The sequence below is a fragment of the Pseudomonas izuensis genome (genome assembly GCF_009861505.1).
Taxonomy (GTDB): domain Bacteria; phylum Pseudomonadota; class Gammaproteobacteria; order Pseudomonadales; family Pseudomonadaceae; genus Aquipseudomonas; species Aquipseudomonas izuensis.
Genome location: NZ_WTFT01000014.1, coordinates 183606 through 207606, shown reverse-complemented (window position 1 = coordinate 207606; position 24001 = coordinate 183606). Strand labels below are relative to the sequence as shown.

General features: G+C 59.5%; 29 protein-coding genes. 15 read left to right on the top strand and 14 right to left on the bottom strand.

All coding sequences use genetic code 11. The annotated features are described in order from the left end of the window. Positions 1-28: 28 nt before the first annotated feature. Together GPL81_RS15305 and GPL81_RS15300 are read right to left on the bottom strand one after the other, a co-directional pair. Positions 29-301, bottom strand: coding sequence for a hypothetical protein (locus GPL81_RS15305; protein ID WP_160107431.1), 273 nt, complete (start codon positions 299-301; stop codon positions 29-31). A gap of 259 nt (positions 302-560) precedes the next feature. Next, positions 561-1241 carry an SOS response-associated peptidase gene (locus GPL81_RS15300; protein WP_160107430.1) on the bottom strand — a complete coding sequence of 227 codons (681 nt, stop codon included), beginning with the start codon at positions 1239-1241 and terminating at the stop codon, positions 561-563. A gap of 283 nt (positions 1242-1524) precedes the next feature. On the opposite strand from GPL81_RS15300, the gene GPL81_RS15295 reads away from it, so the two are divergent. Then, entirely contained in the window at positions 1525-2424 is a 900-nt protein-coding gene (locus GPL81_RS15295; RefSeq protein ID WP_160107429.1) for a polysaccharide deacetylase family protein, read from the top strand. A gap of 126 nt (positions 2425-2550) precedes the next feature. Beyond that, complete coding sequence (locus tag GPL81_RS15290; RefSeq protein WP_160107428.1) at positions 2551-2790, top strand: DUF1652 domain-containing protein; 240 nt, start codon at positions 2551-2553, stop codon at positions 2788-2790. 96 nt (positions 2791-2886) lie between these two features. On the opposite strand, the gene GPL81_RS15285 is transcribed toward GPL81_RS15290, so the two are convergent. Continuing rightward, a complete protein-coding gene (locus tag GPL81_RS15285) occupies positions 2887-3765 on the bottom strand; it encodes a LysR family transcriptional regulator (protein WP_160107427.1) in 879 nt (292 codons plus the stop codon). 127 nt (positions 3766-3892) lie between these two features. Here GPL81_RS15285 and GPL81_RS15280 point away from each other — a divergent pair, with 127 nt between their 5' ends. From GPL81_RS15280 to GPL81_RS15265, 4 genes are all read left to right on the top strand, one after another. Then, positions 3893-5041: a muconate cycloisomerase family protein gene (locus tag GPL81_RS15280; protein WP_178122600.1), complete on the top strand. Its 1149-nt coding sequence runs from the start codon at positions 3893-3895 to the stop codon at positions 5039-5041. Positions 5042-5051: 10 nt separating this feature from the next. Then, positions 5052-5342, top strand: a complete 291-nt coding sequence (gene catC, locus GPL81_RS15275; protein WP_008029082.1) for a muconolactone Delta-isomerase — start codon at positions 5052-5054, stop codon at positions 5340-5342. 54 nt (positions 5343-5396) lie between these two features. Continuing rightward, positions 5397-6326 (top strand): catechol 1,2-dioxygenase, encoded by a 930-nt coding sequence (catA, locus tag GPL81_RS15270; protein WP_160107426.1) that lies wholly within the window; start codon positions 5397-5399, stop codon positions 6324-6326. A 282-nt stretch (positions 6327-6608) separates the two neighbouring features. Next, positions 6609-7568: an AraC family transcriptional regulator gene (locus tag GPL81_RS15265; RefSeq protein WP_160107425.1), complete on the top strand. Its 960-nt coding sequence runs from the start codon at positions 6609-6611 to the stop codon at positions 7566-7568. 25 nt (positions 7569-7593) lie between these two features. Here the strand turns inward: GPL81_RS15265 and GPL81_RS15260 are convergent, their stop codons facing one another. From GPL81_RS15260 to GPL81_RS15250, 3 genes are all read right to left on the bottom strand, one after another. Beyond that, a complete protein-coding gene (locus GPL81_RS15260) occupies positions 7594-7989 on the bottom strand; it encodes a hypothetical protein (protein WP_160107424.1) in 396 nt (131 codons plus the stop codon). Between the two features lie 431 nt (positions 7990-8420). Then, the gene (locus GPL81_RS15255) at positions 8421-9896 is read right to left on the bottom strand and encodes a hypothetical protein (protein WP_160107423.1); all 1476 of its coding nucleotides are present in this window, start codon (positions 9894-9896) and stop codon (positions 8421-8423) included. Further along, complete coding sequence (locus GPL81_RS15250; protein ID WP_160107422.1) at positions 9893-10378, bottom strand: Hcp family type VI secretion system effector; 486 nt, start codon at positions 10376-10378, stop codon at positions 9893-9895. Before GPL81_RS15250 ends, GPL81_RS15255 begins: the two co-directional genes overlap by 4 nt. A gap of 241 nt (positions 10379-10619) precedes the next feature. Here GPL81_RS15250 and benA point away from each other — a divergent pair, with 241 nt between their 5' ends. The 5 genes from benA (at position 10620) to GPL81_RS15225 (ending at position 15151) form a co-directional block, all read left to right on the top strand. Beyond that, positions 10620-11984, top strand: a complete 1365-nt coding sequence (gene benA, locus GPL81_RS15245) for a benzoate 1,2-dioxygenase large subunit (protein WP_121103511.1) — start codon at positions 10620-10622, stop codon at positions 11982-11984. Then, positions 11981-12469, top strand: a complete 489-nt coding sequence (benB, locus tag GPL81_RS15240) for a benzoate 1,2-dioxygenase small subunit (RefSeq protein ID WP_096510303.1) — start codon at positions 11981-11983, stop codon at positions 12467-12469. Before benA ends, benB begins: the two co-directional genes overlap by 4 nt. Positions 12470-12479: 10 nt before the next feature. Then, entirely contained in the window at positions 12480-13493 is a 1014-nt protein-coding gene (benC, locus tag GPL81_RS15235) for a benzoate 1,2-dioxygenase electron transfer component BenC (protein ID WP_096510304.1), read from the top strand. A gap of 149 nt (positions 13494-13642) precedes the next feature. After that, positions 13643-14410, top strand: a complete 768-nt coding sequence (locus GPL81_RS15230) for a 1,6-dihydroxycyclohexa-2,4-diene-1-carboxylate dehydrogenase (RefSeq protein WP_160107421.1) — start codon at positions 13643-13645, stop codon at positions 14408-14410. Between the two features lie 42 nt (positions 14411-14452). Next, positions 14453-15151, top strand: a complete 699-nt coding sequence (locus tag GPL81_RS15225; protein ID WP_160107420.1) for an alpha/beta hydrolase — start codon at positions 14453-14455, stop codon at positions 15149-15151. Positions 15152-15155: 4 nt separating this feature from the next. Here GPL81_RS15225 and GPL81_RS15220 read toward each other — a convergent pair whose 3' ends face one another. After that, the gene (locus GPL81_RS15220; protein WP_160107419.1) at positions 15156-15518 is read right to left on the bottom strand and encodes an NUDIX hydrolase; all 363 of its coding nucleotides are present in this window, start codon (positions 15516-15518) and stop codon (positions 15156-15158) included. 219 nt (positions 15519-15737) lie between these two features. Here GPL81_RS15220 and GPL81_RS15215 point away from each other — a divergent pair, with 219 nt between their 5' ends. After that, positions 15738-15929, top strand: coding sequence for a DUF2188 domain-containing protein (locus GPL81_RS15215; RefSeq protein ID WP_160107418.1), 192 nt, complete (start codon positions 15738-15740; stop codon positions 15927-15929). A gap of 138 nt (positions 15930-16067) precedes the next feature. Here the strand turns inward: GPL81_RS15215 and osmE are convergent, their stop codons facing one another. Both osmE and GPL81_RS15205 read right to left on the bottom strand, forming a co-directional pair. Then, entirely contained in the window at positions 16068-16421 is a 354-nt protein-coding gene (osmE, locus tag GPL81_RS15210) for an osmotically-inducible lipoprotein OsmE (protein WP_160107417.1), read from the bottom strand. 13 nt (positions 16422-16434) lie between these two features. Beyond that, positions 16435-16674, bottom strand: a complete 240-nt coding sequence (locus tag GPL81_RS15205; protein WP_160107416.1) for a hypothetical protein — start codon at positions 16672-16674, stop codon at positions 16435-16437. Between the two features lie 170 nt (positions 16675-16844). On the opposite strand from GPL81_RS15205, the gene GPL81_RS15200 reads away from it, so the two are divergent. Next, positions 16845-17063, top strand: a complete 219-nt coding sequence (locus GPL81_RS15200; RefSeq protein WP_160107415.1) for a hypothetical protein — start codon at positions 16845-16847, stop codon at positions 17061-17063. Between the two features lie 72 nt (positions 17064-17135). Next, on the top strand, positions 17136-17477 hold the full coding sequence (locus tag GPL81_RS15195) for a hypothetical protein (protein ID WP_160107414.1): 342 nt from the start codon (positions 17136-17138) through the stop codon (positions 17475-17477). Positions 17478-17479: 2 nt separating this feature from the next. Here the strand turns inward: GPL81_RS15195 and GPL81_RS15190 are convergent, their stop codons facing one another. After that, a complete protein-coding gene (locus GPL81_RS15190; RefSeq protein WP_160107413.1) occupies positions 17480-18049 on the bottom strand; it encodes an RrF2 family transcriptional regulator in 570 nt (189 codons plus the stop codon). Between the two features lie 295 nt (positions 18050-18344). On the opposite strand from GPL81_RS15190, the gene GPL81_RS15185 reads away from it, so the two are divergent. Beyond that, the gene (locus GPL81_RS15185; RefSeq protein WP_160107412.1) at positions 18345-19547 is read left to right on the top strand and encodes an NAD(P)/FAD-dependent oxidoreductase; all 1203 of its coding nucleotides are present in this window, start codon (positions 18345-18347) and stop codon (positions 19545-19547) included. Positions 19548-19822: 275 nt separating this feature from the next. On the opposite strand, the gene GPL81_RS15180 is transcribed toward GPL81_RS15185, so the two are convergent. The 4 genes from GPL81_RS15180 to GPL81_RS15165 are packed head-to-tail and all read right to left on the bottom strand — an operon-like array spanning position 19823 to position 23765. Then, positions 19823-20977, bottom strand: coding sequence for an ABC transporter ATP-binding protein (locus GPL81_RS15180; protein ID WP_160107411.1), 1155 nt, complete (start codon positions 20975-20977; stop codon positions 19823-19825). A 17-nt stretch (positions 20978-20994) separates the two neighbouring features. After that, a complete protein-coding gene (locus GPL81_RS15175; RefSeq protein ID WP_096510315.1) occupies positions 20995-21804 on the bottom strand; it encodes an ABC transporter permease in 810 nt (269 codons plus the stop codon). Between the two features lie 6 nt (positions 21805-21810). After that, entirely contained in the window at positions 21811-22743 is a 933-nt protein-coding gene (locus GPL81_RS15170) for an ABC transporter permease (protein ID WP_178122599.1), read from the bottom strand. Beyond that, entirely contained in the window at positions 22740-23765 is a 1026-nt protein-coding gene (locus GPL81_RS15165) for an ABC transporter substrate-binding protein (protein ID WP_160107409.1), read from the bottom strand. The genes GPL81_RS15170 and GPL81_RS15165 overlap by 4 nt, the downstream gene beginning before the upstream one ends. Between the last annotated feature and the right edge of the window lie 236 nt (positions 23766-24001).

Genomic DNA, 24001 nt, shown 5'->3' with positions numbered 1-24001 from the left:
GAGCGGGCTTGCTCGCTCCCACACGCGTTCAAATGTCTTCCAGCGACAGAAAATCGGGGTGCGCGGCCCGATAACCCAGGGTCTTGTCGATCCAGGCGTTCAGCTCATTGACCATCACGGGCGGCTTGCCAGGATAGTCTTCGAGGGCTGAACTCAGTATGTCGTTGATATATGGGATAGTTTGCAGGTTACGGGTCTTGATGTATTGCCCGATAAAGCTGTCGAGTTGGTAGTGTTCTGTCTTTGTAAGATAAACACAGGCCAGTCTCACGACTTGATTATTCGTAAAATCGTCGCGCAATTGAGTTCTCTGCAAGGCTTGTTGTATGGGATTTCCTTAGTTGCTGACTCTTTGGTCAACTGGGCGGAGGCATTGGAAATGCGGCGCGAATGCTAGCCGTAGTCATTTGAAATGTATCTATGGCTGACGGATTGTCGGACAAGCGGTAACGCATGAAACGGTTGTACTTCTATAAGTGTTAATCATCTGAAACAGTAGTTGTAACAATTCCACGCTTCGACTTGTTACATATATCGATCGCCCTGTCGATATTGCCAGTTCAAGTGATCTCTTCAATCAATTCAGCCCCTTGGTTTCTGGCGTTGCCAACCGCTTTGCTGACCCTGTACCACTCGAACACATCGCTGTCGTCACCCTGCAAAAGTACCATTTGCTCGGCACGCTCCCTGGGCGTCGCCGGGTCCAGCCATTCCCGCATCAGTTCTGCTGACAACACCACCGGCCGCCGGTCATGAATGTCCACCATGCCGCCCGCGCTGTCGGCGGTGATGATGACAAAGCCGTCATCATCCCGAGGCATGGCACTGCCAATGGGAAACTGCCCGATCGCCGCGCAGAAAATCGGCCCCCGGTCACGTCGGCGGATCAGCCAGGGTTGCCGTGTGCCATCCCCGGCGTCGACCCATTCGAACCAGTTGTCGACCGGGCAGATCGCGCGATGCGGCCAGATTGCCCTGAAGAACGGACCGTGGGCGACTTTCTCGACCCGTGCATTGATCGGTGCCGCCCGATCCTTCGCCCACTGCGGCCGCCAGCCCCAACGCTGGAAGTCGGCGTGCAGGCCGTCATCCTCCAGGTGCAGTAACGCCAGTTGCGTGGTGGGCGCGGCGTTGTAGTGGGCCAGTGGCTGATCGCCGATATGGTTGATCAACGCGTCGGGAATGCTCAGCACCGCGACAAAATCGTGGATGCCCCGGTATTGCGATAAACGTCCGCACATGACCGAATCCTCCGGCTGGTGTTTTCAGCATAGATGCTTCAACGAATCGGGACTCCCCGCAATCTGTAGGAGCCGGCTTGCCGGCGAAGGCGGTTTCAAGGGCCTCTTCGCTGGCAAGCCAGCTCCTACAAGGGGCGGGGATGTGCGCAAGCGCCGGAACCAAACACTGTGTACCCTGATCCAACCTCGGCTCGCAGCGACCTGCGGGCCAGTGAAGGATAAACGGGCGAAGGAATTTTGCCGTTTGAAGTGTTGACCGCAATGGTCGGGCCCAAGGCAAAACATGAAACAGTTGTTCAAGGTTCTATTCGCGTGCGCCATGGCAGCCAGTCTGCTGGGCTGTATCGCCGCTCCCATCGAAATGACGCCGCAGACCGAACAACGTCTGCAAGCGCAACCGCCGATTCGCTTCCTGCTGACCTTCGATGACGGTCCCAGCGCATCGAGTTTCTGGAACCCCACCGAAACCGTACTCGACAGCCTGGCGCGCAACCCGCTGCAAGCGGACATCAAGGCCGTGTTCTTCGTGCAGACCCGTGCCACGCGGGCAGGTGGCAGCGATATCGGGCGCGCGATCATGCACCGCGAGCGGGATGCCGGGCACATTCTGGGGTTCCACACCGCGACACCTTCGCATACCAACCACCGCTCCCTCGATCCGCAGGCGCTCGAAGAGGCGCTCACCAACGGCAGTGCCGACATCGCCGCGATCACCGGGGCGCCACCGACGCTGTTGCGTCCGCCATTCTGGAACTACGACAAACGTACCTTCGCCGCTTATCAGCAGCATGGCCTGCATGTGCTGCTGACCGACCTGAGCGCCAATGACGGCAAGATCTGGGGCTTCAACGCCAGCCCCCGGCGCCGGGCGCACTTCCTGCGCTCGATGTCCGAAGTGCGCGAGCGCATCGCCCTGGGTGAACTGCCGGTGGTCGATGGGGTGATTCCGGTGGTGGTGACCTTCCATGACCTCAACCGCTACACCGCGCGGCATACCCGCGAGTACCTGCAAATCCTCCTCGACAGCGCCCGGGCGACCGGGGTGAAAGTCGCAGAACAACCGTTTTACGATGACACTGACGCGCTGCAACGGGCCGCGATGGCCCGAACCGTGCGCGACAGCTCACAGCCGGTGCAACTGCCTGGATTCTGGAACTGGATCTGGAAACGCAATGCCGAGTGAAAAAGTGCTTGGGAATGAGAGTCGGTAAATGAGAACCGGATAACACTTTTTATTAGCGCAAAACGGGTAAAGCGCATCTATTCTCATTGAGTCCTATTCGATCAACTGCTGCCCGAGGGACCGGTCATGCTGCCTGTTTCCGTTCTATGCAATATCGTCGAGTCCGGCTTTGCGCCGCTGTCCTGCGAATGCACGGAAAGCGGCGGCTTGCTGCGCATCGAGGTCTACGAGCCGGCCAGTGGCCGGGTTGAACTGCTGATCAGCGGCGTCTCGACCGAACAGCTGACCAGCGTGCGGGCCATCTCCGACCTGATTGGCGAATTGCGTACCGAGATCAGTGCCGGGCGCCGGGCGTTTGCTGGATAGCAGTGAACCGCTTTTTGTGGGAGCAAGGCTTGCCCGCGATAGCGCTCATGAGAACGCCATCGCGGGCAAGCCTTGCTCCCACAGGGGTATCGGCGCCTATGGCTGCAACTCCTCGATCATCAGCAAGCAATGGTTCAAGCCCGGCGAAACATCGCCCACGCGCCGGCTGAGAATGATCGGCGAGGTCGCATTGTCTTCCAGCAGCGGAGTGAAACCGATGTCGTCGCGGTGCAGCAATTGCACCGAGGCCGGCACCAGCGTGACGCCGATCCCGGCCCCCACCAGACCGATCGCCGTTTGCAGTTCGTTGGTCCATTGCGCCACGTGGATGCTCACGCCATAGGATTCGAACAGCGCGATCACATGGTCGGCGTAGCTGGGCCGCGGGTTGCCGGGGTAGAGCACAAAGGGCTCCCGGGCGAGGTCGCGCAGGCTGATGGGGCCGGCCAGCAACGGGTGGCCGGCGGGCAGGGCGGCGACCAGGCGATCTTCAGTCAGCACGGTCTGGATGATGGCCGGGTCGTCGATGCGGATGCGGCCGAAGCCGATATCGATGCGTCCGGCCTTGAGCGCCTGCACCTGTTGCAGGGTGGTCATTTCCGAAAGCCCCAGCTCCAGTTCCAGCGGTTCGCCACTGCGCAAGCGGCGGATCAGTTCCGGTAGCACGCCGTACAGTGTCGACGGCGCGAAACCGATGCCCAGCCAGGTCTTTTCGCCCAGGCCGATGCGCCGCGTGTTGTCGCACACCTTGTTCAGCTGTTCGAGCAGGGCCGTGGAGTGTTCATGGAAAAACCGCCCCGCATCCGTCAGCTTCAGCGGCCGTCCCCGCTCCAGCAGCATTACCCCCAATTCATCTTCCAGTTGCTGGATCTGCCGGCTCAGGGGCGGTTGGGCGATGTGCAGCAGTTCGGCGGCGCGGGTGAAGTTGAGGGTTTGAGCCAATACCTGGAAATAACGCAGGTGACGCAGTTCCATGGAACCTCCGGACGTCAAGCGGTTGCATACCTTAAAGGTATCAAGTCAGACCAATTCTATATTGGCGTCACGAAAAAAGCCGTACGAGAATCGACTCCAGAACTCCAAGAACCTGATGGGTATCGAAATGCTTGCAACCGCCATTGAATCGATCGAGACGATCATCGTCGATCTGCCGACCATCCGCCCGCACAAGCTGGCGATGCACACCATGCAGAATCAGACCCTGGTGATCATCCGCGTGCGTTGCGCTGATGGCATCGAAGGTATCGGTGAGTCCACCACCATCGGTGGCCTGGCATACGGCAACGAAAGCCCTGACAGCATCAAGACCAACATCGACACGCACTTCGCGCCGTTGTTGATCGGCCAGGACAGCGGCAACGTCAACGCGGCGATGTTGCGCCTGGAACGCAGCATCCGTGGCAACACCTTCGCCAAGTCCGGTATCGAAACCGCGTTGCTCGACGCCCAGGGCAAGCGCCTCGGTGTGCCGGTCAGCGAATTGCTCGGTGGCCGCGTGCGTGATGCGCTGCCGGTGGCCTGGACCCTGGCCAGTGGCGACACCGAAAAGGACATCGCCGAAGCGGAAAAAATGCTCGACCTGCGCCGCCACCGCATCTTCAAACTGAAAATCGGTGCCGGCGAAGTCAACCGCGACCTGGCCCACGTGATTGCCATCAAGAAAGCCCTGGGCGACCGCGCCAGTGTGCGGGTCGACGTCAACCAGGCGTGGGACGAAGCCGTGGCCTTGCGCGCCTGCCGCATCCTCGGCACCAACGGCATCGACCTCATTGAACAGCCGATCTCGCGCAACAATCGCGCCGGCATGGTGCGCCTCAATGCCGTGAGCCCGGCGCCGATCATGGCCGACGAGTCCATCGAGTGCGTGGAAGATGCGTTCAACCTGGCCCGCGAAGGCGCAGCTTCGGTGTTCGCCCTGAAGATCGCCAAGAACGGTGGTCCACGTGCCGTACTGCGTACCGCTTCCATTGCCGAAGCGGCCGGTATCGCTCTGTACGGTGGCACCATGCTCGAAGGTGGCCTGGGCACGATGGCCTCGGCCCATGCCTTTATCACCCTGAACAAACTGGCGTGGGACACCGAGCTGTTCGGCCCGCTGCTGCTGACCGAAGACATTCTCAGCGAACCGCTGGTTTATCGCGATTTCGAACTGCACGTGCCGAAGACGCCGGGTCTGGGCCTGAGCCTGGATGAAGAACGCCTGGCGTTTTTCCGTCGCGACAAGACATCCACCGCCATTCATCAAGCCTGAGGAGAGCATTATGCTGTTCCACGTAAAGATGACCGTGAATTTGCCGGTCGACATGAACCCCGAACGCGCCGCGCAGCTCAAGGCCGACGAAAAAGCCCTGGCCCAGCGCCTGCAGGATCAAGGCAAGTGGCGTCACCTGTGGCGCATCGCCGGCCTGTACGCCAATTACAGCGTGTTCGATGTCGACAGCGTCCAGGAACTGCACGACCTGCTCATGCAATTGCCGCTGTATCCGTACATGGCGATCGAAGTCACCGCGATGTGCCGGCATCCTTCTTCCATTCGCGAGGATGACCGCTGAACCCAGCCAGTTCAGTTCGCCATACCCATAATTACAAGATGAGGAACCGAAAAAATGAACGTCAAGATTTCCCACACTGCCGAAGTCCAGAAGTTTCTCGAAGAAGCCAGCGGCCTGCATAACGATGCCGGTGATGCGCGCACCAAGGCGCTGATCTACCGCATCCTGCGTGACTCGGTGAACATCATCGAAGACCTCGCCGTGACCCCGGAAGAGTTCTGGAAAGCGGTCAATTACCTCAACGTGCTGGGTGCTCGCCAGGAGGCCGGACTGGTGGTGGCCGGGCTGGGCCTGGAGCACTATCTCGACCTGCTGATGGACGCCGAAGACGAGCAGGCCGGCAAATCCGGCGGCACGCCGCGCACCATCGAAGGCCCGCTGTACGTGGCCGGTGCGCCGCTGTCCCAAGGCGAAGCGCGTCTGGATGACGGCCTCGATCCGGGTGTGACCCTGTTCATGCAAGGCCGGGTGTTCAACACCGCTGGCGAACCGCTGGCTGGCGCCGTGGTGGATGTGTGGCACGCCAACACCGGCGGCACCTACTCGTACTTCGATGCTTCTCAGTCGGAATTCAACCTGCGCCGCCGTATCGTCACCGACGCCGAAGGCCGCTACCGTTTCCGCAGCATCGTGCCGTCGGGCTACGGTTGCCCACCGGACGGTCCGACCCAGCAACTGCTCGATCAATTGGGCCGTCACGGCCAGCGCCCGGCGCACGTGCACTTCTTCATTTCCGCGCCGGACCATCGTCACCTGACCACCCAGATCAACCTGGACGGTGAAAAATACCTGCATGACGACTTCGCCTACGCCACCCGTGACGAGCTGATCGCCAAGATCACCTTCAGCGAAGACCAGGCCCGTGCGGCGGCATATGGTGTCAGCGGTCGCTTTGCCGAAATCGAGTTCGACTTCACCCTGCAGTCGTCTGCCCAGCCTGAAGAGCAGCAGCGCCACGAACGGGTTCGCGCACTGGAAGACTGATCGCGTCCGCCCACTGTAGGAGCGAGCCTGCTCGCGATGGTCGTTAACGTTGACGCTGGGTACCTGATGCCCCGCGGCGTTCTCAAGTCCATCGCGAGCAGGCTCGCTCCTACAGTTTGATTTGCAGCGAACGCTAATTTGTAGGAGCAAAGCTTGCTTGCGATGGTGGTAAACGATGACGCGGGGTGCCTGGCTCTCCACATATCAGTCCAATGTCACACCACCGCCAGTACTGCCTTAGAATGACCCGACGCACCCCATAAGAACAACGAGAGTGACCCGATGATGCAAGCGCAACTGTTGAGTCAGCGCAGCGCCGTATTCGACCACGCCGACCCCTACGCGGTGTCGGGCTACGTCAATCAGCATGTCGGTAACCATTGCATCCTGATGCCCCGCGCCGGGAGTCCCCTGGCCAGCCTCAACCATCGCAAATTCGCCAGCCTCGACCTGTGCCGCATCAGCTACGGCGGCAGCGTTCGCGTCACCTCGGGCGCGCTGGAAAGCATCTATCACCTGCAAGTGCTGTTGCGCGGCAATTGCCTGTGGCGCGGTCACGGTCAGGAACATTACTTCGCCCCCGGCGAGTTGCTGCTGATCAACCCCGACGATCCGGTCGACCTGACGTACTCGCACGACTGCGAAAAATTCATCCTGAAAGTCCCCACCACGTTGCTTCAATCCGTCTGCGACGAGCAGCGCTGGCGGTACCCGGGGCAGGGCGTACGGTTTCTGGAGAACCGTTATCAGCTCAACGAGCTGGAAGGTTTTGTCAGCCTGCTGGCGATGATTTGCCAGGAAGCCGAGGCCACCGAGCAGATTCCCAAGGTGCAGGAACACTACGCGCAGATCATCGTCAGCAAGATGCTCAGCCTGATGAAGACCAACGTCAGCCGCCTCGAACTCGGCTCCCAGACCGCCACCTTCGAAGCGATTGCCGACTACATCGCCCGCAATCTCAAGCACAACATCGACAGCGAAGAACTGGCCCGCCAGGCGCACATGAGTGTGCGTTCGTTGTACAGCCTGTTCGAGCGCAATGCCGACACCACGCCGAAAAACTACATCCGCCAGAAACGCCTGGAACGCATCAACGCCTGCCTGAGCGACCCGACCTGCAATGTGCGTAACGTTACTGAAGTGGCGATGGATTATGGCTTCCTGCATCTGGGGCGGTTTTCGGACAATTATCGCAAGCAGTTTGGGGAGTTGCCGTCGGATACGTTGAAGCGGCGGGATTGAGATTCGGTGCTTCTCCCTCGCGACACTAGGTCGTTGCGACAAGGTCGAATTCGACAGCCAGGTAAAGGCAGAACATCACCAGTAAGAGTCTCCAGCCAGTCCAATGTAGAACAACCAGTTTTCGTTTAATGTCTACAGGGAAATTCTTCAGATCCTCAGCGCTGGCACCTCCATCACGCAGATAAATGCGAGGTGTTGTCACGACTCCAATTATGGCACCGAGTAAAAACAGATTCCCCCAAGGTCCGCCGTTTCTGAATGGGGCGCGAATCATAACGGCAGGACAGTTACGCAGGTGATTCAACATCAGATCCATTTTTGTATAGGCGAGATGAAGTGATACGCCGATGAAAATGGAGCTACCTGCAAAATAAGCTAAGCCGACACATAGAAAAATTTTATCAGCGGTACTCACACTCATTTAGTCACCTCGTAAATGACTTCACCTATTGTGTTCGTGGTATAGATTTATTTAGTTGAGTAGTCCGGATTTTCCGATAAAAACAAGTAGCGTGAGTGCAGTTAGGAGAACCAATAAGTTCCATTGCATGACCGCCAGCTTACGTCTCAGTGATGGGGGGATGGCTTGTAGATCTTCCCGATTTAGCTGTCCATTTTTCAGATACGATCTCGGGAATGTGACCAAGCCAGAGATTCCTCCGATTAGCATCAGTTTTCCCCATGGGCCTCCATGTTTCAAAGGGCTCAACGTTTTTACGCCGGCACTATTCTGAAAAAGACCTAGGAGCATATCCATTTTGTTGTAAGCCATATGCAGGGCTACTCCAATCCAAACCAAAATAGAGAAGATAAAAAAACCGCATAGATACCCGATAACAAGTTGGCTCGTGCTCATTTTGTATTCTCGTAGATTATTTCCCCTAACCACTCTCCGCCCATTCCCATAATTGAACCGCCCGCATAAGCTCCTGCCCCGACTACTATAACGCCGCATATGAGGCCGGCTGTTCCACCAGTAGGTACGGCGAGTGCTATACACAGGCTGTTCACTGCGGGTGCCGATAAAACTAATGGAATTCCCGCGCCGCCAACGATCCCTCCTAAAAAGCTTCCACTTTCAGTAAATTTCACCTTCTCACAGGCTTGCTCATCACCCGCCGCGCACACACCCTGAACCTTGATGGCTGACGCTCCACCACCCACCGCCGTACCAACCCAACCACCATACTTAACGTACTTCGACGCTTTCGCGACGCCTTCAATGTGTGTGGCGTAGCCGGGAACGTGATCCGCCGCACCGGACTTTCTCCAACGGTGAACAAGACTTTTGCTGGATATACCCAACGCGCTTTTCAAGTTGGGGTGATCGGGAAAACCAATGCTCTTTTTAGTCAGTTGGGTGAGTTGGCCATCGAGTTGAGTCAGAAGAATTTTGCGTTGGGCATAGAACTCGGGGGACTTGAGGTGACCGTTGGCCTGGAAGGTGCGTGTGTGTAAGGCCTCTATGTCACGCAAGAGGTTGCTCACGGTGTCCAGGTTATTTGAGAACATGCCCAACCCAACGCTGGCCCCAAGGGATCCCTTGGAAAGAAAGAACGCTATTTCGTCATGGTGACGAGCCATGAAATCCGCTTCTTCTGAACTCAGTGGCTCCAGTGCTTTGTTGACCTTGCCCGCCGCTTCCATCAACAGCGCTTCTTCGCGGGTGCATTGCTGGTTGTTCGGGTCGCTCAGAACAATCATCGTCCCGGCTTTTACTTGATCCAGGTTCGGGTTAAGGGTCTTGAATTTGGCGATGACGGCGGGGGAGGCTGAAGTGAATAGCTGCTCCTCCAGCCTGGTAAGGGTCGTGCTCCTGGGAACGATGTAAAACCCGGGATCTTCTGGTTGCGGGACGGCCGCCGGCCAGCGCTCGCGAGGCAGGAAGATCAGGTCGGGGGCAGGGTGCGGCAAGGACACGGCCCTGAGTGCGTCGGGCGTGTTCGCGTGGGTTGTTTTGAGATTCTGTGCGTGCACAAAGCGCAATAGTCGTTCGGGATCAGGTTTCGGTACGGGTTGCGTGAGCCTTGAATGCGGGATTCTTTTAACCACATCGGTTATCGCGTTTAGCGCCTTGCGCGTCACGGCCCGGGATTGAATGAGCAAGTCGCGTTGTTCTTTGCGCAGTGCCTGTATGCCTTGCCGTGCGGTTTTTCGGCCTTGCGCGACATCGTCTACAACTCGCTTGGCGTAATAAGCGACTTCGCGATTGAACCGTTCCCGCGCCATGCCATGGGCAAGATGGCGAGCGCTGATGGTGCGGGCTTGTCCGGCCAGTTTGCCAGCGGCGCTGTTGACCTCCCAGAGATCATGACGGTCTGCCTTCATCCCTCTTCACCCCACGAACTGTAGCCGGAGGTCTTGGCAATGTAGTGGGTCCAGGAAATGTCGCGGTAACGAATGGCCACTTGTTCCTGGGGTTCTGCGTCACTCTGGAAAATCACATGGGGCACTTCAAGCGTCAGGTCGGTGATGACCCCGCCCTGGATCGACACCGAGTAAAATTTCTCCTGCCCACCGGCGGGCGTCACCCGGTAGAAGTTGATGGTGCAGTTGATTTCTTCTCGGTTGGAGAGCGCCTGGGCCAGCAGTGGGGAGGATTTGTCCACGGCTTTGGTGATGATGATCGGACTGTGCGTCGCCCTGCTCAGGTTCCCGATATTGGCCAGGTTGTGGCTGTAGGACAGCACCATGATTTCGTCCCGGTGCGCTGCCTGGTACTTGTTGCCAATAGAGTCCTGGGTTGAACAGCCCGCTGAAATCAGTCCCTGGATTTTACCGTTGATGGTCATGTAGCCATGACTTGCCATAGACACCACTCCTTGTCGTTGGAGGGGGCAGTCTAAGGCGGAGGTTGTAAGCGTTTATGTAGTCCGATTCCCAAAGTTACCCAGTCGATAGAACGCGCCGGAGGTTAAGTCTTGATTTCCTACAGATGGTTCTGAACCCGCTGCACAAAACGGATAAAGGTCTGCACCCCGCGGATAGTCCACCCCATTGCCCCGTCCTAGCATGAGCCTTGCCTGAACAATAACAATGGAGGCGGTGGCCATGACCCTGCGACCTGAATACCTTCACTCCCTGCTTGAAGACGATCCAGAGCAGGGCATCTATCGCTGCAAACGTGAAATGTTCACCGACCCGCGCCTGTTCGATCTCGAGATGAAACACATCTTCGAAGGCAATTGGCTGTATCTGGCTCACGAAAGCCAGATCCCCAACGTCAACGATTTCTACACCACCACCATGGGGCGCCAGTCGATCTTTATCGCGCGCAACAAGGACGGTGTGCTCAATGCCTTCATCAACGCCTGCAGTCATCGCGGCGCGACCCTGTGCCGGCACAAGTCCGGCAACAAGAGTTCCTACACCTGCCCATTCCATGGCTGGACCTTCAACAACTCCGGCAAGTTGCTCAAGGTCAAGGACCCGGCCAACGCCGGCTACCCGTCGAGTTTCAACTGCGAAGGCTCCCACGACCTGACCAAAGTCGCGCGTTTCGAGTCCTACCGTGGCTTCCTGTTCGGCAGCCTCAAGGCCGATGTGCTGCCCTTGGTCGAGCACCTGGGCGAGTCGGCGAAGATCATCGACATGATCGTCGACCAGTCCCCCGATGGCCTGGAAGTGCTGCGTGGCTCTTCCAGCTACATCTATGAAGGCAACTGGAAACTCACCGCCGAGAACGGCGCCGATGGCTACCACGTCAGCTCCGTGCATTGGAACTACGCGGCCACCCAGAACCAGCGCAAGCAGCGCGAGGCCGGTGACGAAAACCCGACCATGAGCGCCGGCAGCTGGGCCAAGCAGGGCGGTGGTTTCTATTCCTTCGACAAGGGCCACATGCTGCTCTGGACCCGTTGGGCCAACCCCGAAGACCGGCCGCTGTACGAACGCCGCGACGAACTGGCCCAGGACTTCGGTCAGGCCCGCGCCGACTGGATGCTCGAGAACTCACGCAACCTGTGCCTGTACCCGAACGTGTACCTGATGGATCAGTTCAGCTCGCAGATCCGCATCGCCCGGCCGATCTCGGTCGACCGCACGGAAATCACCATCTACTGCATCGCCCCCAAGGGCGAAAGCGACCACGCACGTTCCAGCCGGATTCGTCAGTACGAGGATTTCTTCAACGTCAGTGGCATGGCCACGCCAGACGACCTGGAGGAATTCCGTTCCTGCCAGACCAGCTACCAGGGCAGCGTCACCACCTGGAACGACATGTCCCGCGGTGCCGAACACTGGATCGAAGGCGCCGACGATGCGGCCAAGGAAATCGACCTGCATCCATTGCTCAGTGGCGTGCGCACCGAAGACGAAGGCCTGTTCGTGCTGCAACACAAATACTGGCAGCAGACCATGCTCAAGGCCCTGGCGGCCGAGCAGTCGAAACTGATCGCCGTGGAGGACGTGCAATGACCATTTCCTTTGATGCCGTGCGCGACTTTCTCTACCGCGAAGCCCGTTACCTGGATGATCGGCAGTGGGACGAGTGGCTGGAACTGTACGCCCCCGACGCGACCTTCTGGATGCCGTCCTGGGATGACAACGACGAGTTGACCGAGGACCCGCAGCGGGAAATCTCGCTGATCTGGTACGGCAACCGCACCGGCCTTGAAGACCGCGTCTTCCGCATCAAGACCGAGCGTTCCAGCGCGAGTGTCCCGGACACCCGCACCTCCCACAACATCAGCAACATCGAGCTGCTGGAGCAGGCCGACGGCGTGTGCAAGGTGCGCTTCAACTGGCACACCCTGAGCTTTCGCTACAAGACGGTCGACAGCTACTTCGGCAGCAGTTTCTACACCCTCGACATGCGCGGTGAAAACCCGCTGATCAAGGCCAAGAAAGTGATCCTGAAGAACGACTACGTTCGCCAGGTCATTGATGTTTACCACTTGTGAGGCGGCCGTCATGACCCATTCCATCGCGTTCAATTTCGAAGACGGCGTCACCCGGTTCATCGACGCCAATGCCGGCGAAACCGTGGCCGATGCCGCGTACCGCCAGGGCATCAACATTCCGCTGGACTGCCGCGACGGCGCCTGCGGTACCTGCAAGTGTTTCGCTGAAGCTGGCACCTATGATCTGGGTGAGGAATACATCGAAGACGCCCTCAGCCCTGAAGAAGCAGAAAAAGGCTTTGTCCTGACCTGCCAGATGCGCGCCAAGAGCGACTGCGTGGTTCGGGTGCCGACATCCTCGGAAGTCTGTCGCACCCGGCAGGCCAACTACGAGGCGACCATCAGCGCCGTGCGCCAGTTGTCCGACAGCACCATCGCGCTGTCGATCAAGGGCGAGGCGTTGAGCAAACTGGCGTTCCTGCCGGGGCAGTACGTGAACCTGGGGATTCCCGGCAGCGAACAGACCCGTGCCTATTCGTTCAGCTCGTTGCAGCGCGACGGCGAAGTCAGCTTCCTGATTCGCAACGTGCCTGGCGGCCTGATGAGCAGCTTCCTCACTGGCATGGCCAAGGCTGGCGACAGCATGAGCCTGGCCGGGCCCTTGGGCAGTTTCTACCTGCGCGACATCCGCCGTCCGCTGCTGTTGCTGGCCGGTGGCACCGGGTTGGCGCCGTTCACCGCGATGCTGGAGAAAATCGCCGAGCAGGGCAGCGAACATCCGCTGCATCTGATCTACGGCGTGACCCATGATTTCGACCTGGTGGAACTCGACCGCCTCGAAGCCTTCGCCGCGCGCATTCCCAACTTCAGCTACAGCGCCTGCGTGGCCAGCCCCGACAGCCGGCATCCGCTCAAGGGCTATGTGACTCAGCACATCGAGCCCAAGCATCTGAACGATGGCGACGTGGACGTCTACCTGTGCGGCCCACCGCCGATGGTGGAGGCGGTCAGCAAGTACATTGGCGAGCAGGGCATCCAGCCGGCGAATTTCTACTACGAGAAGTTTGCTGCCAGCGCGGCGTAAAAACTGTGCGGCGACACACCTCCTGTGGGAGCTGGCTTGCCAGCGATGAGGGAGTGTCAGTCAACATATCTGTTATCTGACACACAGCCATCGCTGGCAAGCCAGCTCCCACAGGGATTGTTGTGTCTTTGAGGTTTTGTGGAGAGTACATGAGCAGATTCCAAGACAAAGTCGCGCTGATCACCGGAGCCGCCCAAGGCATCGGTCGGCGGGTTGCCGAGCGCATGGCGGCGGAAGGGGCGAAGCTGATTCTGGTCGATCGCTCTGAGTTGGTGTTCGAGGTGCAAAAGGAGTTAGGGCAGGGCAGCGTGGCGCTGACCGCTGATCTGGAGCAGTACGAGGAATGCAACCGCGTGATGCAAGCCGCCGTCGAGCGCTTCGGACGCCTCGACGTGCTGATCAATAACGTCGGCGGCACGATCTGGGCCAAGCCGTTCGAGCATTACGAAGCGTCGCAGATCGAGGCTGAAGTCCGCCGCTCGCTGTTCCCGACGCTGTGGTGCTGCCATGCCGCGTTGCCCTTCATGCTGGAGCAGGGCCGTGGTGCGATCGTCAACGTATCGTCCATCGCCACCCGCAGTATCAACCGTGTGCCGTATGGCGCGGCAAAGGGTGGGGTCAATGCGCTGACCGCGTGCCTGGCGTTCGAAACCGCCGGACGCGGCGTTCGGGTCAACGCCACGGCACCCGGTGGCACCGAAGCGCCGCCACGGGTGATTCCGCGCAACAGTGCCGAGCAGAGTGCCCAAGAGAAAGTCTGGTACCAGCAGATCGTCGACCAGACCCTCGACAGCAGTTTGATGAAGCGCTACGGCACACTGGATGAGCAGGCAGGCGCTATTCTGTTTCTGGCCAGCGACGAAGCGTCCTATATCACCGGCATGGTCATGCCGGTCGGTGGCGGCGATCAGGGCTGACGCGACTCGCAGTCAATCCCATCCACACACGGAGTCATCGTGATGAGCGACAAACCGACGATTGTGCTGGTCCACGGTTTTTGGGGCGGAGCCGCCCACTGGAACAAGGTCATCGCCGAACTGCTGAACAAGGGATACTCCAGCATCCGCGCAGTGGAGATGCCGCTGACGTCCCTGGCAGATGATGCCGAGCGCACGCGCAAAATGGTCGCGCAAGTGCCGGGTCCGGTGTTGTTGGTGGGGCATTCCTACGGCGGCGCGGTGATTACCGAGGCGGGCGATCAACCGAATGTCGTGGGGCTGGTGTACATCGCCGCGTTTGCGCCGGACGCCGGTGAAAACCCCGGCGGCATCACCCAACGGCATCCGCCTGCCGCGGCAGCGAACCTGGCCCCTGACAGCGACGGTTACCTATGGGTCAAGCCGGAGCTCTATCACGAAAGCTTCTGCCAGGACCTGCCCGCGACCGAGGGATTGGTCATGGGCATTACCCAGAAAGCGCCACTGGCCAGCACCTTTGGCGACACCATCAAGACGGTGGCGTGGAAGAGCAAACCGTCGTGGTATCAGGTTTCCACCGATGACCGGATGATCGCGCCGCAAAATCAGCAATGGATGGCCGGACGTCTGAATGCCAGGGAAATCCTGACCTTGAACGCCAGTCACGCATCCCTCGCTTCGATGCCGGTCGAGGTTGCCGCGTTTATCGACAAGGCCGCGACGGCATTGGCCGCGGCATAAAACCCTATAGGCGACGCTGAAACGCCCGGACGATTCTGAGCGTGGCGTCGCTGGGGTTCAGGTTGTGAACCGCATCCAGCGGAAACCAGATGCAATCGAAGATTTCGTTATGCGGACGGGCCTGATCCAGATTGATCACGGAGGCCTCGTAGACATGGTGCCGGATATCGCCCGTTTCCAGCTCCATCAGATACAGCATGCCATCGACATCAAGCCCGGTTTCTTCCAGCAGCTCGCGCGTGGCGGCACCCTGCGCGGTTTCACCGGGCTCGACCTTGCCGCCGGGTAACATCCAGCGAGACCTTGGCTTGCGCACCAGGAGAATGTGCCGGTCCTGCTCGCAAATGACGGTTGCGCGTACTTTCATGTGTTATCCAATTGACGCCTGTCATCGTAATGTCACAAAACTGCAATAATCGAGCCGTCCCCCGTTTCGCCAGTATTTGCCTGTTTGGAGCGGTTGTAACGCCGCAAAGTGCCCTCGAATGCCGTCATCCCGACGCGACGTCTGGTCGGCTTTTTGGCGAGAGGGAGGTGTAAGGTGGTTGCGTCAGCCCTGGATATCATTGCGCAGATGGAGGTGACCATGAGTGCTCCGGTACTGAACAAAATGCACATGAACGGTTATGACGTGCTCAGCGTGAACAATGGCCCCTGGCGGGTCTGTACCAAAGGTGATCGACTCGGGTCATTTGGCAGTCGGGAAGAAGCCCTGGCGTTTGCGGCGGCGCTTCCCGGCTATAAGGCACGGTCGAGCAGGCAGGCGCGCGGTCAGTAATCCTGGAAACTGTAGGAGCGAGCCTGCTCGCGAAAAACGTCAGGACAACGCGTTCATTCAGACAGCACGCGTTATCGTTAACGTCCATCGTTGGAACGCCGCCCGGAGCCAGCTCGCTCCTACAGATACACAATACCGCTAATATCCGCCGCCCCCGCCGGAGCGGGAAGGTTCCCTGGCCTTTAGCTGGGTGTTACTCCATTCGGCGCAGGTCATGAAACTCTTGTGATCGACTTTGCCGCGGCCGTCGAAGCTGACATTGAAGGGCTGCTGATGGCCGGGTCGGGTCAGCTTGTAGTCAAAGCAGGTACCCGGCTCGACGGTGCGGTCCGTAATGGACAGCGGCGGTCCGCCGATCTGCTGGACTTGATCCTTGCTCATGCCGGTCTCGACCTTGGCCACCAGTGGCTGGTCCCCGTAGAGTTGTGAGTCGGTGTTGCAACCTGGCAACACCGCGAGCAGGGCGACAAGCGTAAAAAGAGACTTGTTCATCGCAGTACACCTGCTATTGGGCCTTGTTGCGGCTGATGATCTTGGCCTTCACTTCTTCGGCATAGCCCGCTAATCGTTGTTCATCGCCCTGGAACAAATCGCACAGCCGCCTGACCGCTTCTGCATCGACATCATTGCCGCTCAGGCGTAACTGCTCCGCAATGCGCAAAAGCTCGACCGCCGACCATCGCAGATCCGACGCAAGCCCTTGCAGATCGCGCCGAAGTTCCTGTTCTGATTCGTTAAGCCACATGATGACCTCCTGCACTCTGCGCTCTGAAATTTTAGACCCATTCCCGTGAAGGGGCGCTGTATTTGTCCGGTTCCGGACCGCATCCTTTGGTCGGGAAATTTGCGCGTTCGGCAAAATCCGCTGTCGTAGTGAAGTACCGGTTTTTTCGGCAAGGGCGGGGGGCATTCAAAATGTCGACAACCGATGATTTCCGGGCGCGTGCCCACGAGCTGATCGCAGACCTGGATGCGGCCACAAGCGAAATGATGAAACTCATTTCCGAACACCAGCTCAGCGGGCCGGAATGGGAGCGGGTCAGCCAATGGCAACATGAAGCCTATGAGCGGTGGATGACCTATTTGAACGAGCGATCCTATCCGGGGCCCGGCGATAACACTGTCAATCGTTGACGTCCGGTGCAGCCATTGGATGGAAGGGCGGCGGCACGCTACATTTCAATTTTTCAGGATTAAGGACGCTTCATGCAGAACCGGATGTTGATAGGGGGAGCGGTATTGGCGTTGCTGGCGGGGTGTTCGTTGCCGGCGTCACTGGTACCGGGCGAGCCGAATGTCAGCAAGCACAGTGAAAAACCACCTAAAGAGCTGGCCGCGTGTGTATTGCCCGCGTGGCAGAAAGAGGTATCCAGCACCACTCAATCGTCGATTGCCAACGGCTATCGGATCACTGCGCCCAGCATCGTCACGGCCGATGAAATTCTGGATATCGTGAAGTGGAAGGAAGGCAGCCGGGTTTCGTTGTATCAGGGGCCACCCTGGGCCAAGTCAAACGCGCTGCGCAAGTCAGTGCGTGACTGTCTGTAGGTTCAATCGCAGATTTCGGTGATCGGGATGATCGGATCGTCGCTTGAGGGGGCATTGGCGGTGCCTTTCTTTTCCCGACGATCATTGATCCAGGTGTCCACCTGCGCATTGAACTGCGCCGGGGCCTTGCGTCCGACCTTGCGGGCGATGTCCAGGATCGTCTGTTGGGCCAATGCCTCTTCCATGCGCTTTTGCGCGGTCAGCATGGCGCCATGGATCGAGCAGCGTCCCTCCACGGCCCATTCCGGCGTCTGGCCTTCAAACAGCGCACATCGACCACGAATTTCCCGGCATTCGAATATCGCCTTGCGCCCGTCGATGGCGTTGACGATATCCAGCAGGGTGATTTCGTCGGCAGGCCGCGCCAGCTTGAAGCCGCCGCGTACCCCTTCGGTGGCGGCGACCAGTTTGGCCTTGGCCAGTTTGGTAAAGATTTTCGCCAGATAGTCCAGCGGCACGCCTTGCAGCTCGGCAAGGTCGCGCACGCTCGCTTCGCGGGTGTCGCCGTGATTGCCGACCAGGAAAGCCAGGCAGTGAATGCCGTACTCGACACCGGCACTGTAAAGAGCCATCAGAGATCTCCGACTAATATTGTCGCAAATGCTACCAGCTGGCAGCCCGCCGGACAACGAGCGCTTTCTTTCTCTTTCGTGAGCGGCTCATTGATGCGCGCTGGATACAGGTTGCTCAGGCTGTATCGATCCCATCGATGGAAACCATTGAAAGAAATCCGTTGCGAGGAATAACTAGGATCAATATAGTCGTAGTTGTCAGCGGGCAGTGAGCGACGCCTCTCGAAAGAGAGACGAGATCAACCTCCTGGCCCCAATCAACATTCAATGCCTGGTTTCTTCCCCGGAGTTAAAAATGAAACAACACATCTTGGTAATCGGCGCAGGTTTTGGTGGCATGTGGACCGCTTTGAGCGCCACGCGTCTGTTCGACATTCACGATCACAATGACGTTGAAGTGACTGTGCTGGCGCCTCAGGCGGAGCTGCGTGTACGTCCGCGCTTTTACGAGCCGAACGCCCACCAACTGGCGGCGCCCATCGGCGAGCTGTTCGATGCGGTCGGCGTGAAGTTCATCAAGGGCGCCGCCGAGACCATCGATGTCGTAGAAAAACGTGTTGGCTACATGGATGCTTCGGGTCACAAACAAGTCGTCATCTACGACAAACTCGTTCTGGCCACCGGCAGCCGTCTCGCATTGCCTGACACCCCGGGTGTGTCTGAGCATGCGTTCGACGTTGACCAGATCGAACAAGCCGTGCGCCTGGAAAGCCATCTCAAGAACCTGGTCAACCAGCCAGAAAGCACCGCACGCAACACCGTAGTGGTTGCCGGCGGTGGCTTCACCGGGATCGAAACGGCGACTGAAATGCCGACCCGGCTGCGCGCCATCCTGGGTGATCGCGCGGATATCAACGTGATCATCGTTGATCGCGGCGACAAGGTCGGCGGCTCCATGGGGCCTGAAATCGCCGAGAAGATTGTTGAAGCCAGTCTTGAAACCGGCGTGAAATGGCACCTGAACGCCTCGGTGGTCGGCGTCGATGAAAACGGTGTGACCCTGTCCGATGGTCAGCGTATCGACGCTAAAACGGTGGTCTGGACCACCGGTGTGCGCGCCAGCTCGCTGACCGAGCAGATTCCCGCCGAACGCGATCGCCTGGGCCGCCTGCACGTCGACGCTCACCTGAAAGTCATTGGCCAGGAAGACATCTTCGCCACCGGCGACGTCGCCTACGCGGCCAGCGATGACATCGGCAACTACGCACTGATGACCTGTCAGCACGCCATCTCGCTGGGTCGTCACGCTGGCAACAACGTCGCCGCGCAGATCCTCGGTGTGGATCCTACGCCGTACAGCCAGCCCAAGTACGTGACCTGCCTGGACCTGGGCGCCTGGGGCGCGGTCTACACGGAAGGTTGGGATCGTCAGGTCAAGCTGGTCAAGCAGGAAGGCAAAGAGCTCAAGACCCAGATCAACACGATCTGGATCTACCCGCCGGCGGCGAACCGTGAAGCGGCGTTGGCAGCGGCGGATCCGATGATTCCGGTTGCCTGATCAAGACTCCCATAACGCTTGTTACTTAAGCGAATCCCGCCCGGGTTTTCCGGGCGGGATTTTTTTTATTTCAGATAAAGGTGATGTCGACTGACCTGACGCCTTCGCTGGCAAGCCAGCTCCTACAGGGTTTTGTGTCGGTCGCAGTATTTGTGAACAACACACAAACCTGTGGGAGCTGGCTTGCCAGCGAAGGCGGCGGGACAGGCGCAAGAAAACTCTGGGCAAAAAAAGGCCGCCGCAACCCGACGTTGCGGCGACCCGAGGGTGACACTTCAATGGGCGCCAGCAGCCTTGTTCAAATCACTTTCCGCCCATTCGGTGTAGACGCAGGCATCGGCCGTGGCCCAGCGGACTTTCACCGGATCGCCGGCCTTGAGCGGCATGCCCGCCGCAGAAAGCGCCTTGACGGTCATCGACGTACCGCCCGCCGTCACCACGCTGCAGGTCTGGCTTTCGCCCAGGAACAACACTTCCACGACCTTGGCCGAGACTTCGTTCCAGCCCGCGGCCAAGGGGTCGCGCGCCGCTTGCTCGACACTCAGGGCCAAGGCTTTTTCCGGACGCACCATCAGCAGCACATCCTGATCCGTGTGCAGCCCGGCGGTCAGGCGAATCGACAGCGCCTGACCCTCAAACGCAGCCACCGCATTGCCCTGGGCCTTGAGCTTGAGGAAGTTCGAGTTGCCGAGGAACGAGGCGACAAAGGCATTCGGCGGGTTCTGGTACAGGTCATAACCGCTGCCGAGGCCGACGATCTTGCCGTGGCTGAAGATCGCAATGCGCTGGGACAGGCGCATGGCTTCTTCCTGATCGTGGGTCACGTAAACGATGGTGATGCCTAGGCGCCGATGCAGTTGACGCAGTTCATCCTGCAGGTCTTCGCGCAGTTTCTTGTCGAGCGCACCGAGCGGTTCGTCCATCAGCAGGATGCGGGGTTCATAGACCAGCGCCCGGGCGATGGCGACGCGCTGTTGCTGGCCGCCGGAGAGTTGCGAAGGGCGGCGATGGGCGAACTGTTCGAGTTGAACCAGTTTAAGCATGGCATCGACCCGGCGTTCACGTTCGGCGGTGGCGAGTTTGCGAATCGCCAGCGGAAACGCGATGTTGTCGCGCACGCTCAGGTGCGGGAACAGCGAGTAGCGCTGGAACACCATGCCAATGTCGCGCTTGTGCGGCGGTACGTTGACCAGCGACTGGCCGTTGACCAGGATCTCGCCGCTGCTCGGCGTTTCGAAACCGGCCAGCATCGACAGGGTGGTGCTTTTGCCGGAGCCGCTGGAGCCAAGGAACGTCAGGAACTCGCCGTCCTTGATGTCCAGCGAGATGTTGTCCACGGCGGCGAAATCGCCATAGTACTTGTTCAGGTTGCGCAGGCTCACCAGGGGCTTGTCGTTTTGCTGCGCGGCATCTTTGATCACTGCACTCATGTCGTACTCCTGGGCGCTCAGGCGCTGATTTCGTTGCGCCGGCGCAGGGCGGCGGCGATGACCATGACCAATACCGAGAGGCCGATCAGCAGCGTCGAGGCGACGGCGATCACGGGCGTCAGGTCCTGGCGCAGGGTGGTCCACATTTTCACGGGAAGGGTTTGCAGGGTGGGGCTGGCCATCATCACGCTCAGCACCACCTCATCCCAGGACACGAGGAAGGCGAAGAGGGCGCCGGCCACCATGCCCGGACGGATCGCCGGGAAGGTCACCTTGAACACCGCTTGCAGGCGCGACGCGCCGCAGATCACCGCCGCATCCTCGATCGACTGGTCGAACAGCTTCAGCGAGTTGATGATCGAGATGATGGTGAAGGGCAACGCAACGATCACGTGGCTGACCACGAACGCGAACATTGTCCCGGTGTAACCCAGCTTGAGAAACAGCGCGTACACCGCCACCGCGATAATCACCAGCGGCACGATCATCGGCAGGGTGAACAGACCGTAGAGCAATTCCCGGCCGGGGAAGCGGCCGCGCACCAGGGCGAACGCAGTGGGCAATCCCAGCGCCACGGCGAAGAACGTGGTCAGCACTGCAACCTTGAGACTGGCCATCGCCGCGTTCATCCAGTCGGCGTTGGAGAAGAACTGGCCGTACCATTTCAGCGTCCAGCCCGGTGGCGGGAACACCAGCCATTGCGATGATCCGAACGACAGCAGCACGATGAACACGATCGGCAGCAGCAAAAACAGACCGATCAGCCCGGTGGTGGCGTACAGGCCAAAGCGCATCCGGCGGCTCATGGCATTGGGGGTCAGGAGCATGACGGCTTACCTCGCGTTGCTGGCGCCAACCGGGGATTCCGGCTGGAGCTTCAGGTAGAAGTAGAACAACACCAGCGTAATCACGATCAGCAACGCAGCGCCGGCGCTCGCCAGGCCCCAGTTGAGGAACGATTGCACCTGCTGAATGATGAACTCGGGCAGCATCATGTTCTGCGCGCCGCCCAGCAGGGCCGGGGTGACGTAGTAACCGAGGGACATCACGAACACCATCAGGCCGCCGGAGAACAGCCCCGGCCGGCACAGCGGCAGGAACACCCGGAAGAAGTTGGTCCAGGGGCTGGCGCCGCAGATGGAGCCGGCCTGCAGGATCATCGGGTCGATGGCCTGCATGGTCGCCTGCAACGGCAGCACGATGAACGGGATCATGATGTAGCTCATGCCGATCACCACGCCGGTCAGGTTATGCACCATTTCCAGTGGCTGATCGATGATGCCCATGGCCATCAGCGCCTTGTTGATCACGCCCGAGGCTTGCAGCAGCACCAGCCAGGAATAGGTGCGTGCGAGGAGGCTGGTCCACATCGACAACAGCACGATGTTGAGAATCCAGCGACCCCAGCCGCGCGGCACCAGGGTGATCGCCCAGGCCAGCGGGAAGCCCAGCAGCAAGCTGAACAGTGTCACCAGGCCCGCCACCGAGAAGGTGTTGAGCAAGACTCGGGCATACGCCGAGTTGGCGAACAGCTGCGCGTAGTTGCCCAGGCCCGGTGTCGGTTCCAGCACACCGCGCAGCAGCAGGCCGATCAGCGGTGCCAGGAAAAACAGGCCAAGGAACAGCAGGGCAGGGATCAGGTTGCTCGAACCGCGCCAGCGCTGTGCCAGGCTCGGGGATTGGGTCATCGCAGCGGCCTTGCCGGCAGCGCCGGAGGCGCTCCCGACGGACGCGGATGGACGGGTCGCGGTTGCCGTCATTTTCATTTGACCAGCCATTCGTTCCACCGTGTCGCGATGGCCGGACCGTTCTTGGCCCAGTACGCGAAGTCGAGAGTGATTTGGTCCTTGGCGTAGGCCGTCGGCAGGTTAGGGGCCAGCACCGAATCCAGGCGCGCCACGCTGTCGACGTTGACCGGGGCGTAGGCGGTCAGGTTGGAGAAGTCGGCCTGTCCCTTGGCGCTGCTGGCATTGGCCAGGAACTTCATCGCCGCGTCCTTGTTCTTCGAGCCTTTGGGGATGACCAGAATGTCGGCCATCACCAGGTTCTGTTTCCAGCTTACGCCGACGGGGGCGCCGTCTTCTTGCAGGGCGTGAATCCGGCCATTCCAGAACTGGCCCATGCTCGCTTCACCCGAGGCCAGCAGCTGTTGCGATTGAGCGCCGCCGCCCCACCAGACGATGTCTTTCTTGATGGTGTCGAGTTTCTTGAAGGCACGATCCAGGTCCAGCGGATAGAGCTTGTCTGCACTCACGCCATCGGCCAGCAGGGCCAGTTCCAGCACGCCGGGGCTTGGCCATTTGTAGAGGGCGCGTTTGCCGGGGTAGGTCTTGGTGTCGAACAGCGCGGACCAGTCCTGGGGTTTGCCGGAGCCGAGCTTGCCCTCGTTGTAGCCGAGCACGAAGGAGAAGAAGAACGAGCCGACGCCATGATCGGAGACAAACCGTGGGTCGATTTTATCGCGCTCGATGACTTTGAAATCGAGGGGTTCGAGCAAGCCTTCGGAGGCGGCGCGCAAGGCGAAGTCGGCTTCGACATCGACCACGTCCCACTGCACGTTGCCGCTTTCGACCATGGCTTTGAGCTTGCCGTAGTCGGTCGGGCCGTCCTGAACCACGGTGATGCCGCTGGACTTGCTGAACGGATCGGCCCAGGCCTGCTTCTGCGCATCCTGGGTGCTACCGCCCCAGCTGACGAAGTTGACGCTTTCGGCGGCCATCAAGGCCTGGCTGGTCACGCTGAGCAGACCCGCGAACAGCACGGCGGATACACGTTTGTTCAACACCATTTTCACGCCCTCATTGTTGTGTTTATGAGCGGGGCTTTCAGTGCCCGCCTATCGGGAGCAACAGGTCCATCGAGTCGCTGTGACTGTCCGGTCTATGGAATATCATATTATGGTATTCCAAGCTTTGTGCAAGCATTTTGCCGTACCGGCTATCTGGCAAATGTGGTTTTCTCAGCGCAACGGAGCCGCTTGGCTTTTGTGGGAGCAAGGCTTGCCCGCGATGGCGATCTTGAAGG